Consider the following 12,693-nt stretch of genomic DNA (forward strand, 5'->3'; position numbering starts at 1 on the left):
AACCCGTGGGTCAAGTAAACTTTTTCATCCTTTTTTCATGTTATAACAATGAACAAACAAAAAAATCGTACAAAGGGGCAAGCACCTTATGTACGACTGGGCAAATAAATAACATATTTTCAGTTATTATTTCTAAAGCTGTAAAATACCACGTTCCAACGAAACGGCAACGGCTTCGGATCTGGAATCAACACCAAGCTTGTTATAAATATTCGTTAAATGTGCCTTTACGGTACGCTCGGAAATTCCCATATCAAACGCAATTTCCTTACTTTTAAAACCATGTGCAACAGACTTTAATATGTGTCTTTCCTTATCAGTCAGAATTAAGTTTCTTTCGTGTGATTCTATCTCAGCTTCTCTCTTATTCGTAGCAGCAAATACCCTTGCTGTTATTTCTGGCTGAAGCAGCGTTTCACCCCTTAGCGCAGACTCAATAGTGCGAAATAAGTTTTCTCGACTGGTATCTTTTAGTAAATATCCTTTTGCCCCCAAAGAGAGTCCCTTAATCATTAAATCATCTTCGTTATAGGTCGTCAGGATAATGACTGGTGTTTCATTTTGTTTTTCTCTGAGGGCTTTCATGGTTTCCAAACCACTCATTTGTGGCATATATAAATCCAACAATATGACATGCGGCTGAAGTTCTTCGATCAATTTAAGAGCCGTTACACCTTCTCCAGCTTCACCAATCACTTCATAACTGTCATTGGTCTCCAGCACCAGCTTTAATCCTTCTCTAACTACCCAATGATCGTCGACGATTAAAATCTTGTATTTCATGATAGGTCTCCTTTAGTAAGAGGCGCCTCTATTTTTATAGCTGTACCTTCTTGAAATATACTGCTGATATTGATTTTTCCACCCAGCATCCGTACACGTTCATGTATGCCTATTATTCCGTAATGCCCTGTTTGCTTGGCAATAATATCCGTATCAAATCCTTTTCCATCATCGCGAATCTCAATTTCAATCATGCCTTCTTTATCTAAAATATGAATCCATACGGTATTAGCATGTGAATGTTTCGCTACGTTGGTTAAACACTCGCTTATAATAAACAATCCATGTTCGAACAACAGTCTGGGGACGGAAGCTTTAATTTTGATGTTGCGTATTACACGAATGCTCGTAGCCATTGTAAATCGCTGTATTTCTTCCTCCACTGCTTCTGCAAAATCAACTTCCGAGATGGTTTTCGAACGCAGATTGTCTATAGCTCGCCTTGAATCAGACAATGTTCTTCGCACTTGTGACATCGATTGTTGGACGATCTCCTGAGCTCTTTGCGTACTCCCTTTTGTCAGATGGGCATCAATGGCTTCAAGTTGCATGATTAGCCCAGCAAGCCCTTGAGCCAGCGTATCATGAAGATCACGGGCCATACGTTGTCGTTCGTTAGCAATTGTAAGTTCTTCGACCTTTTGATGTGCGATTTCAAGTTCTTTAAGAACGTTTTGCGTTCGGATTCGTGCTTTGACTTGTTTGAGAAAAAGAACGGCATAAGCTACTATAACAACTGCAATTAGAAAAAATAGCGGGATGAACAACACAAACTGCCTGCCATCATTATGCCAGACCACAGCTACACAAAAAAGTACATAGGAGATCAAAAATACAAGAATGACCTTAAGCGGCTTGTAATAAATACCTATACTCTGACCCACCAAAATTGGCATTAACCCAACCAGTACAATCGAAAAACTGTCAGGTAGAAGAAATGCACTTGAAAAGATCAATCCCCCTTGCACAACAAAATAAGCCCATGAAAAATATTTTGCAACTCTATGAGCATGCAAGTACAAGAGGATGTGCAATATGATGATTACAGTGAATAAGACACTTTGCAGCAGATTTAGACCACTAGACAAATGTTGAAGAATGACAGACTCACTATAAATTATAAAAATCCATATTATAGTTAATACTTTTGAAATATCTTTCTTCTCAAATTCACCTTCACTTATTTCCGGATCTAGATTTTGAATCTGTTCATTGAATACATCAATCATAATTCCCTCCTACAATTCTGAATTCGGCTTTTCAACTTATTAGAGACAACGCCGCTATGACGACCTGGTCAATTTAGTTTGGACAGAAATCATTTATTATTATTTTACAAAAAAACAAACAGAAAAAAACGTACACATGGGCAATATCATTTGTACGTTTGGGCATTAAATACTATTTGTTCGACTCCAGCCAAATATGTGTCATATAAAAAGCACGCAACAGGTTATCCTGTGCGCGCTTGGTCATTCTCTATTTCTCCTCCAACTCATCCGGTACATCGTATTTATTGATATGTGAAGTTATTGCTGCAACGGCTTCGCTGGCATCCGTCGTGGCCGGTACTTCTCTAACCACATCATCCGTCTGGTCACGAAAATTCAAGCGGTCTGCCTCGATTTCTTTCTGTTGATTGGGTTTCATTATTCATAGCGCTCCTTTCTTATTCCAGTGCCTGATCTCGTTCCGTTAACGTGTACAAAGGTACTTCCCGTTCCTCTTCCGGATTGTTCAGCGCATAAATGCGTGCCGTCTCACTCTGCTCGTTCACATGCTGAATATAAATGGGTAACCCATCACACAACACATTCGCCATAATGGAAGAGGACGCTATTTCTTGCGCTCTTTGAACATTCACTTAGAAAAAACCTCCCTTGCTAAGTAGAGTTCGCCTTTACTATGCACGAGTTAAATATTTGTTATACACATTTCATGCCAACATGTGTTTCACGATCATGAAAGGATATCATTTGAAAAAATAAATATTATTGTTATTATGGATTAAGAGATTCAGTGAAAACTGCATCTTAAATGAAAGAGAAGGAAAGGAGTAATGATGAATGTTAAACGTATTAATGGTTAACTTTCCGGCAGAAGGACATGTAAACCCCACGCTTGGGATCACGCAAGCCTTTGCAGCACGAGGGGATCAGGTTCATTACATTACAACTGAGAAATACAAGAATAGACTCGAAGCAGTTGGAGCGAAGGTTCACCTGCATCCTGATCTGGTCAGGACTGCTTCCATTGATACCAACACTCCGGCAGGACTGAACGCATTTATGAATATTCATATCCAGACTTCGATGGACATCTTAGCCATCACTCAGGAGCTGTCCGAGCATATTCAATTTGACTTGGTGTTCTATGATCGATTCGGAGCTGGTGAATTAGTAAGAGATTATTTGAATATTCCAGGCATTTCTTCATCCCCATCTTTTCTCATTTCAAATCATCTGATGGCTGCCAATCTCTTCCGCTCCGACGCTAAAGTACCGTTTCAGCCTGATGAACAAGTCACGTCTTCACTGCATCTCATGAAAGAAAGGTTCGGTGTTGCTCCCAAAGATCTGGTTCAATTTATGAACAATTCAGGAGCTTTGAATGTTGTATATACGAGCAGATATTTTCAACCGAATGGTGAACAATTTGGGGAAGAGCATCTTTTTATTGGCCCCAGCTTCCCGGAGCGCAAAGGAGAAAATTCATTCCCGCTGGACAGACTACAGGGTAAAAAGGTTTTATATATTTCGATGGGAACTGTGCTGGACCACACTGAAGACTTTTTTAACACCTGCATTGAGGCTTTTTCCGATTTTGAAGGCATCGTCGTGATTGCAGCTGGCGAGAAAGCTGACTTTACCAAAATTAACCCGGCTCCTGAGCACTTTATCATCTCGTCTTATGTTCCTCAATTGGAGGTATTACGTCATTCAGATGTATTTATTACTCATGGTGGAATGAACAGTGTAAATGAAGGAATTCACTTTAATGTACCCTTGGTCGTGCTGCCTCAGGACAAGGATCAGCCCATGGTCGCGCAGCGGTTAACGGAACTTCAAGCGGGCTATCGAATAACTAAGGATCAAATCAATACACAAACGTTAAGAGATGCCGTACATGAGGTAGTGTCAAACGCAGCGTATAAAGAGGGCGTACAAAAAATAAATGACAGCTTCCAGCAATCCGGCGGTACAAAAGAAGCTCTCGCAAAAATTGATGCTTATCTTGATGCTTATCTGCAACATAAGCGCGCCTAAAATCACACGAGCAAAATGGCCACAAAAAAACAGGAATCTGACCATCCACGGTCAGGTTCCTGTTTGTATGCGATTCTATGCGAGGATATCCCACTTCTGGAACGAGGCAATCGTACAGTTTCCGTTCGCAAATGCACGAATACCTGTTGATTCCATTCCGGGATACACTCTTCCTGTGAGGACGTATTCACCGTCGCCGATGAATATTTCAACCGAGCTTTTATCGACAAAAACCCGAAGCTCCAGGCGGCCCTCGTTTAAGCCCAAAGGCACTCTTCTCTCTCCACCCGGGCCGATACCGGCACGCTCACGGTTAAAACGGAACAGACCGTCATCAGGACGATACGACAGTACAGTCTCCTCTTCGTTACCCACCCGCAGTTTCAAACCGAATTCATCGGTGTTACTGGACTCAAACTCAAATACGACCTTCAGTTCGTAGCTATCTCCGCGCGTGTCCATAATTTGCTCACCTGTCAGTAAGATATCCCGCTGCTCGAACAGATTGCATCGGTAATTCTTTACCTCTTCAAGTGGCCGGAACAGCAGCCTGGCGCCGTCGATAACCGCTTCCCGCGGAAGACTCATCGCACCAGCCCAATGGTGCCCCTCCTGAGTCGGCATCTCCGACTCCCACATATCCATCCATCCGATAACGATACGCCGCCCTTTATAATCCAAGGTTGACTGTGGGGCATAGAAATCGAATCCGTGATCCACCTGAGCATACCGCTCTGCCGTAAATGTTCCGGCAGCGGAATTGAAATCACCTATACCGTACATGGTTGAATGCAGATTGCGGTAAGCCTCTCCCTGTGCAGGCATGCGCTGCGGGGATAGCATAAATACGTGCCGACCACCGAGCGGGAACAGATCTGGACACTCCCAATTATCGCCAAAGCGTCCGTCACTCACGGCTAGTACATTGACATACGTCCAGCTTTTCAGGTCTTCAGAACGGTAAAGCAGTACAAGTCCGTTCCCTTTGGCATCATTAGAACCGAGAACGGCGTAATATTGATCTTCGTGCCTGAACACCTTAGGGTCACGGAAGTCTTTACGGCTGATCGTGTCCGGTATAGCGTCATAACCGATAACTGGGTTGCCCTCCCACTTTTCGAACGTTATTCCGTCTTCTGATACTGCAATTCCCTGCGACTGCTTGTAATCCTGATCTTTGTCAGGCCCGGTTACAACATGTCCGGTATACATCAGGACAAGCTTTCCGTCCTGCTCAATCGCACTGCCAGAGAAGCAACCATCCTGGTCGAACTCACCGTCCGGTGCCAAAGCGATCGGTAGATAATCCCACTTCATAAGATCGCGGCTGACTGCATGTCCCCAGTGCATCGGTCCCCATACTGATTTATACGGGTAATGTTGATAGAACAAGTGATATTGCCCGTTATATTGAATGAAGCCGTTCGGATCATTCATCCAGCCCAATTCAGCCATTAAATGGTAGTGCAGCCGATAATCTGGCCGAAGCATATGCTTCGATTGGGAAATAAATTGATCTGCACGCTCTCTCGTATACGTTCTAGTCTGTTTGATAAAGCATCCTCCCCTGCAGTTATTTAATCGAGCCTTGCATAACACCCTGAATAATATACTTCTGGGCGAACAGATAGATGATAATGATCGGAAATATCGTCAGTACCAAACTTGCCATCAATGGACCATAATCCACTGTATAGGTTCCATAAAAGTTGTACGTGGACAACGGAAGTGTCCTTTGCTCCGGATCGACAAGAATAAGGGACGGCAACAGAAAATCATTCCAGATCCACAGTACATTGAGAATGGAAATGGTGGCAGTCGTGGGCATCAGTACCGGAAACACAATCCGGAAGAATGTCTGAAACCGCGTGCAGCCGTCAATTAGCGCCGCTTCCTCCAGTTCCTTTGGAATACTCTTTACAAAACCATGATAAATGAAGACGGCCAGCGAGCTGCCAAAACCGATATACATGTAAATCAGCGACCACTTGCTGTTCAGTAGATCAAGTGATCCGTAGATTTTCACCAATGGAATCATGATAGCCTGGAATGGAATGATCATGGATGCAACCATCAGCATAAATGTATATTGGTTGAACTTGGTGTTGTTTCTGACAAAATAATGAGCCGTCATCGCCGCAAACAGTGAAATAAACAGAACACTTAACACCGTTATGACCAATGAGTTGGTGAAGGCAGCGATGTAATTCATTTTATCAAATGCATTCATATAATTGACCGTACTGAAGCTCTCTGGAAGCGATAACGGATTTGAGGTGATGGCCATGTTTTCCTTGAACGAATTGATCAGCAAAAAGACGAAAGGTACGATGAACAATATGAGTATGACTGTCAGCACAATGAATTTGATCACGGAGGAAGCAATTCTTTTTCTTGTCATTACGCCTCCACCTCCAACTTCTTGCTAAAATAAACCTGAAGCAGAGTGATGAGAGCAACCATCAGGAACAACACGAATGCTTCTGCCTGCCCCACACCATAATCACGGGAAAGGAATGCCTTTTCATACACATGCATCGACACCATTTGAGTACTGCTAAACGGCCCACCTTTCGTGAGCGCAAGGTTCACGTCATAGACCATAAATCCGCGCTGCAGGGACAAGAATATACATACGATGAAAGAAGGAACCATCAAGGGCAGCACCATTTTCCGCAGTCTGGTCCAGCTGTTTGCCCCATCAATGCTTGCGGCCTCCATAATATCATTCGGGACACCAGTCAACCCTGCGATGTAAATGACCATCATGTAACCTGCGTTCTGCCACACGGTTACAATCACGAGTGCCCAGAACGCTTTGTCGGGATCAGCCAGCCAAGTCGTGCTGAGCGACTGTATGCTGGCATGTTGTCCCAAATAGACAAGCACGTTGTTGAATATAAACTGCCATATAAAACCGAGTACAATGCCGCCGACAAGGTTGGGCAGGAAAAATCCCGCCCGGAAAATACTCTGTCCTTTTAACCCTTTTGTCAGCACATAAGCCAGCATAAAAGCGATCACATTGATAAGAACAACGGTATAAAACACATACTTGAGCGTCAAGCTGAACGATGTCCAAAACTCAATATCTCTAAAAACAGCCAGATAGTTTTGGACGCCAACCAGCGATAGTGTGGTGGAAATACCATCCCAGTTTGTGAACGTCAGATAGATGCCGTACAAAAATGGAATGATCATTACCGTTATGAAGGCAAACAAGGTTGGTCCGGTAAACAGCAGCCGCGTCCGCAGCCGATTCCATACTCCTTTTTCCGCAATCATGATGACCCCCCTCTCTTTGTCCCTGATTTCTCTCTCTATTCCGGGTAATTTGAAAACAACCTTATTTTACGGTCTTCCAGTAGTTTTCGATTTCTTTAACCAGTGTTGCACGATCGCCCTGTTTCGCCAGATACTTTTGCATGGAAGATCCTGTCTTGGACCAGTGGTCGGCAGGCAGCATACTCATCGACTGCTCTGACTTGCCTTTTGCGATATAATCCTGGATGGACTTGCCAAGCGGATCGGCCGCAGGCAGTGTAATATTTTTGAACGCCGGGATAATGTTTGCTTGGTTCACGAGGAAATCCTGGCCTTTCTCTTCATAGACGATCCAGTTCAGGAACTTCTTCGCCGCCTCTTGCTGTTCTGGAGTAGCCTTCTCCTTGTCAATAACAATGCGCTTGGATACAGCAGACGAAATTTCCTGATTGCCGTAGTCATCGGCATTGTTGCTGATGGGTACAGGCAGAAAACCATATTCTTTGTTAGCGGTATCAAAACTGTTGATTTGCGGCCATGCCCAGTTGCCCATGAACCAAATGCCAACTTCACCTTTGCCGAGCAGTTCCGGTCCGCGTTCATAAGTTCCTGCTAGCGGAGAAGCCTGATCGATATTGTATTTCATCATGACGTCGAATGTATCCATAAGTCCGTTAAATACAGGATTATTAGCCAAGTCCGCCTGGCCCGCTTTTAGTGACGCCATGAATTTGTCCACTTCAGCCATGTCTTTGTTCTGGCCTGCATAAGCAAGAGGCAAATAATGAGCGCCCAGGGACCAGTCCATTGATGAAATCACCAGTGCTTTCTTTCCGGATGTCTCGATTTGCTGAAACAGTTTTTCAAGGTCATTTCGGGTTTTAATTGTGGTGGGATCAAAGCTTCCGCCTACCGCTTTATCTACAACGGCTTTATTGTAAATGAATCCGTAGCCTTCAACAGCCAGTGGAAACGCGTAATTTTTACCATCAAATGTCGTAGCGGTGGTAGCGCTTTCAACAGTGTCCGCATTCCACTTTTCCCCGCTTAGATCGAGGATACGGTCCTTAAATTTCTCAACATCACCTGTATCTAGCATGATCATGGTCGGCGGGTTTCCTGATGCATACAAGGCAGAGGCACGCTCAAAAGGAGATCCACCAGTCGGAACCGGCTGGATTTCAACAGTAATGCCCGGATTGTCTTTCTGGAACGCCTTCGCGGCTTCCTCCAGCTGTGGAAGGATTTCACCTTTGGAGTTCAAAAGCGTAATTTTCACATTTTTCGAATCCCCTGATCCCCCTCCAGAAGCCGAATTACCTTCTCCTCCGGAGCCACTGCATGCAGACACCACCATAACCAAAAGGAGCAGCATTACCATCCATTGAACTCTTTTGAATTTCCTCATTGTTGTCATCCCCTTATTTATATAATGGCTCTGAACACTTAAATAAAACGCTTACAAACGGATTATATGTCAAGGGTTTAACTTGTGTCAATCGTTTGACATGTTGAATTTTTAACATGTACTAAAAAAAATCTGTTCCCCTTGTTAGAGGAACAGATTTTCATTCAGGTCGTTGCACGCTCAATTAGTTCAACAGGCAGCAGATTGACAGGTTGTACCTGCTCCCCTTCCGCCTGCCTGCGGATCAGCTCGACCGCCAGTCTGCCGATGTCTGCAATCGGCTGTCTTACCGATGTAAGTTCCGGCGTCAGCCAGGAAGCAACGCTTACATCATCGAAGCCTACAATGCGCACATTCTCTGGCACATGCCTTCCAGCGCGAATATATTCTTTCAGCGCAAAAGCCGCAATAATATCACTTGTTGCGAACACTCCATCAACATCGGGATGTTCATGAACGAGTTTTGAAATGATTCGCTCGTACTCCTTCTGGTCGAACACATTCATGTCAGTTTGAACGATCACATGCTGGATATTATGCTTGTCCACGACATCCCGGAATGCTTGGGTCCGCTCATTGGACAGCATGTTCAGCTCCAGATTTCCGCATATATGCGCAATTTTCTGGCAGCCTTTGCTAATGAGCAGCTCCGTAGCCAGCTCGCCTCCGCGATAATTATCCGAGGATATGTAAGGAATACACGGGTCAATCTGTCTATCAAATGTCACAATCGGTGAATTCAAATGTCGGTACTCTTCTACTTCTAATGTATGGCTACCCATAATGATGCCATCCACCCGGTTCCGCTTCAACATATCGATATACACTTTTTCCTTCACGGGATCCATATGGGAATTGCACAGCAGGACCTTGCAGTTTTGCTGATAGGCATAGAACTCAACCTGATTGGCAAGCTCACTGAAGAAAGGATGCGAGACATCGGGAATAATCAGGCCAATAATATTAGACTGCTTACGCAATAGGGATCGTGCTATTTCATTCGGTTGATAATTAAGTTCCTCCATTGCGTCGAACACTTTTTTGCGTGTAGTTTCGCTAATATATCCCCGGTTGTTCATTACACGGGATACTGTTGTGACCGACACGCCCGCTTTTAATGCTACATCATGAATTGTCGCCATATTAACCTCTTCCCGCACAAAATAAATACATACAAACTATACTCTCTCCTCATCATTTCAACAACCTTACATAACGGAAGCCTAAAGATGGACGTAAATGTTAGGTGACTGAACTTTGCGAATCCCAAATTAGAGGTTACAGTAAGTTCTACTAACTTCATAAACTGATCCTCATACATAATTCGCGAAGAGCTTTCTTCTTCCATTTGTTCACCGCCTGCTGAGTGATTTTGAGTTCTCATTTCTATAAAATAATACGACAGCCTATCCAATTGGATAGGCTGTCGGTAGCTGAAAGAATTAACATCATTCTGATTGTGCGTCAGTCGGTGCATTAATGTATGTATCTGTAAGCACATCAGTCGGTGCATCCGCAGGCACATTATCCGTTGCTGATTCACTGTTCTGGAGTAGTGCTCTCGGATAGGCCTGTGCACGCTCATAGTACCAGTTAAACAAGAAGCGGGCCATCGCCTGACGTCGGGTATCGCCATCCCACTTTAACCCTGCTGTTGGGTCCGCAAATGAACTCCTTGCTCCAGATTCCAGCAGAAAGCCATTCATGTGTGCGGTCATGCTGACATTACCGGCTGCTGTAAAAATGGACTTCGTGTTTTTCCCAAATCCATCATTAGAACCGTTAAACAAATTCCAGTACTCTGAATCGCCGGGCTGTGTTTTGAACCAGGTAAATTCTGTAATATTTATTGGATAGGCTTGAGCTGCCGCCTTAATGTTGGAATTCCATTGCGATTGCAGCTTGTCCTTGTTATCATAAGCTCCGTAGCCTGGATACCAGTGGACAGCATAGCCGTAGTTGTTCAAAGGGTCTGTCAGCGGGTGTTTTGCCACCGGGCTGTAAAATTGGTTGTATCCAAGTCCTGCAGCCCAGATGACATTATCCGCTCCTTTACTTCGAATCGTGGAAATGATAGAGTTCTGGAATCTTCTCAGATCATTCCAATGGTCAAGAAAATCATTCTCGCCGGGATAGCCTCCCCAATGCCCATTCGCATACGACTTAATTGGCTCGTTGATCAGTTCAAACATGACGTTATCCGCGCTATTAATAGCAGGCTGCGAGGCAAGATACCCCCAGATTTGATTAAATTTGTCCAAATTGGATTGTGTTGTACCCTGATCGTTAGCCAAAGTGAAATCAAGACCAAGGGTAACATAAACGCCCTTTGTTTTCGCATAATTGATGTATGGAATAATCACATTTTGTGTAACTGCCTGTAAACCGGCGAAGTTGTATGACCCTGCGGCCACATCTCCCATATCCTGGCGGTCAATAAACAATCGGACCTGATTCATATACCAACCGTGGTTGCTTCCATACTTCGGTCTGGTGTCTGTAAAGGTGTCGGTGATATCCTTCAAATAAGCCAACATTGCTGCATGACGATTGTTACCATTCAATTTGAGATAATAATTACTGTTTTGATAGGTCCAGTATGCTCCCGACGGCTGATGCCAGCCACTCAAAACAACAGGTTTTCCGCTGCTGTTCACCAATTGATTGCCCCTGACATGGAGCTCTCCCATGGGCATACCTGACCATGCATCTATATGTTGGTCAAACACCGGTTTTAAAGGCAATATGAATACAAGTATCAGAACTATTTTACATACCATACCTAATTTTTTCAAAGAAAGGCCTCCTCCTCAAAAATTTAATTGACTATTATGCCAAAAGAATAAAATGGTATAAACATGTAGTGGCACCGCTTCCTGAGTCTATCCTATTGCAAAATCATCATCTCCCTTAATGGAAAATTATAACGTTTATTTGTATTTCTTGCATCTAATTGTATAACTTACATTTCCAAACCACAACTTGATAAAATTTAGTTTTTTTTGAGATTATTTTTCAATCGTTAAGTTTGCTATAGTCTACGCCTCAATTTCAAGCTACAATGAAGATACCAAATATGGAAGTCTTTTATATTTTTTCGATAAGCCGGCCAATACTTGAAATAATGTATCATTGCCAGCCGTTTCTTTCATGTTTGGTCAATCTTTTATGGAGGTGTAAAATGAAGAAGAAATCTTGGTTCACTTTAATGGTCACGGGTATTGTCTCTCTGTTTTTTTCGGTAAGCGTTTATGCGGGGAATGTTTTTTGGGAACCACTTAATGGTTTCAATTCTGGTGCATGGCAAAAGGCGGATGGATATTCCAATGGGAACATGTTTAATTGCACTTGGCGTGCCAATAATGTCAATTTTACGAACGATGGCAAAATGAAGCTTGGCTTAACAAGTTCTGCGTACAATAAATTTGACTGTGGAGAGTATCGATCGACGAACACTTACAGATACGGCTTATACGAGGTCAGCATGAAGCCTGCTAAAAATACTGGGATCGTATCTTCCTTCTTTACGTATACGGGACCTACTGATGGCACGCAATGGGATGAAATAGATATTGAATTTTTAGGCAAAGACACGACAAAAGTGCAATTCAACTATTATACAAACGGGGTCGGTGGTCACGAGAAGATTGTTGATCTGGGCTTTGATGCATCAAGAGGCTTCCACACCTATGCTTTCGACTGGCAGCCAGGGTACATTAAGTGGTATGTTGACGGGGTTTTAAAGCATACGGCAACTACAAACTTACCAAGCACGCCAGGCAAGATTATGATGAATTTATGGAATGGTACTGGCGTTGACGACTGGCTGGGCTCGTATAATGGAGTGAATCCGCTATACGCTGAATATGATTGGGTAAAATACACGAGCAATTAGCCCGTAGTACAAAAGCAGCCCTGTAGGGGCTGTCAGGCTGTCGAGAAACCCCCTGTTTTTTTGCAGGGGGTTTAAAA

12 protein-coding genes are annotated in these 12,693 nt (G+C 43.6%); 2 read left to right on the forward strand and 10 right to left on the reverse strand.

Annotation, left to right across the window (positions count from 1 at the left end; all coding sequences use genetic code 11):
* Nucleotides 1–132: 132 nt before the first annotated feature.
* The 4 genes from ACWGXJ_RS21620 to ACWGXJ_RS21635 form a co-directional block, all read right to left on the reverse strand.
* Nucleotides 133–783: a response regulator transcription factor gene (locus tag ACWGXJ_RS21620; protein WP_322161437.1), complete on the reverse strand. Its 651-nt coding sequence runs from the start codon at nucleotides 781–783 to the stop codon at nucleotides 133–135.
* Nucleotides 780–2,012, reverse strand: coding sequence for a sensor histidine kinase (locus ACWGXJ_RS21625; protein ID WP_250266738.1), 1,233 nt, complete (start codon nucleotides 2,010–2,012; stop codon nucleotides 780–782). Before ACWGXJ_RS21625 ends, ACWGXJ_RS21620 begins: the two co-directional genes overlap by 4 nt.
* Before the next feature lie 250 nt (nucleotides 2,013–2,262).
* The gene (locus ACWGXJ_RS21630) at nucleotides 2,263–2,433 is read right to left on the reverse strand and encodes a hypothetical protein (protein WP_165179260.1); all 171 of its coding nucleotides are present in this window, start codon (nucleotides 2,431–2,433) and stop codon (nucleotides 2,263–2,265) included.
* A 19-nt stretch (nucleotides 2,434–2,452) separates the two neighbouring features.
* Nucleotides 2,453–2,647 (reverse strand): H-type small acid-soluble spore protein, encoded by a 195-nt coding sequence (locus tag ACWGXJ_RS21635; protein WP_061828963.1) that lies wholly within the window; start codon nucleotides 2,645–2,647, stop codon nucleotides 2,453–2,455.
* Nucleotides 2,648–2,849: 202 nt separating this feature from the next.
* On the opposite strand from ACWGXJ_RS21635, the gene ACWGXJ_RS21640 reads away from it, so the two are divergent.
* Nucleotides 2,850–4,049 carry a macrolide family glycosyltransferase gene (locus ACWGXJ_RS21640; RefSeq protein WP_250260357.1) on the forward strand — a complete coding sequence of 400 codons (1,200 nt, stop codon included), beginning with the start codon at nucleotides 2,850–2,852 and terminating at the stop codon, nucleotides 4,047–4,049.
* 75 nt (nucleotides 4,050–4,124) lie between these two features.
* On the opposite strand, the gene ACWGXJ_RS21645 is transcribed toward ACWGXJ_RS21640, so the two are convergent.
* The 6 genes from ACWGXJ_RS21645 to ACWGXJ_RS21670 all read right to left on the reverse strand — a co-directional run bounded on the left by ACWGXJ_RS21645 (nucleotide 4,125) and on the right by ACWGXJ_RS21670 (nucleotide 11,516).
* Nucleotides 4,125–5,540 carry a glycoside hydrolase family 32 protein gene (locus ACWGXJ_RS21645; protein WP_250260356.1) on the reverse strand — a complete coding sequence of 472 codons (1,416 nt, stop codon included), beginning with the start codon at nucleotides 5,538–5,540 and terminating at the stop codon, nucleotides 4,125–4,127.
* Between the two features lie 82 nt (nucleotides 5,541–5,622).
* Nucleotides 5,623–6,450, reverse strand: coding sequence for a carbohydrate ABC transporter permease (locus tag ACWGXJ_RS21650; protein WP_069290469.1), 828 nt, complete (start codon nucleotides 6,448–6,450; stop codon nucleotides 5,623–5,625).
* Entirely contained in the window at nucleotides 6,450–7,334 is an 885-nt protein-coding gene (locus ACWGXJ_RS21655; protein WP_414126416.1) for a carbohydrate ABC transporter permease, read from the reverse strand. Before ACWGXJ_RS21655 ends, ACWGXJ_RS21650 begins: the two co-directional genes overlap by 1 nt.
* A gap of 61 nt (nucleotides 7,335–7,395) precedes the next feature.
* Nucleotides 7,396–8,721 (reverse strand): ABC transporter substrate-binding protein, encoded by a 1,326-nt coding sequence (locus ACWGXJ_RS21660; protein WP_414126417.1) that lies wholly within the window; start codon nucleotides 8,719–8,721, stop codon nucleotides 7,396–7,398.
* Nucleotides 8,722–8,885: 164 nt separating this feature from the next.
* Nucleotides 8,886–9,863, reverse strand: coding sequence for a LacI family DNA-binding transcriptional regulator (locus tag ACWGXJ_RS21665; RefSeq protein WP_414126418.1), 978 nt, complete (start codon nucleotides 9,861–9,863; stop codon nucleotides 8,886–8,888).
* 306 nt (nucleotides 9,864–10,169) lie between these two features.
* The gene (locus ACWGXJ_RS21670) at nucleotides 10,170–11,516 is read right to left on the reverse strand and encodes a cellulase family glycosylhydrolase (RefSeq protein WP_414126419.1); all 1,347 of its coding nucleotides are present in this window, start codon (nucleotides 11,514–11,516) and stop codon (nucleotides 10,170–10,172) included.
* 386 nt (nucleotides 11,517–11,902) lie between these two features.
* Between ACWGXJ_RS21670 and bglS the strand changes: the two genes are divergently transcribed.
* Nucleotides 11,903–12,616: a beta-glucanase gene (bglS, locus tag ACWGXJ_RS21675; protein WP_414126420.1), complete on the forward strand. Its 714-nt coding sequence runs from the start codon at nucleotides 11,903–11,905 to the stop codon at nucleotides 12,614–12,616.
* Nucleotides 12,617–12,693: the final 77 nt, after the last annotated feature.

The organism is Paenibacillus sp. S33 (assembly GCF_053615415.1).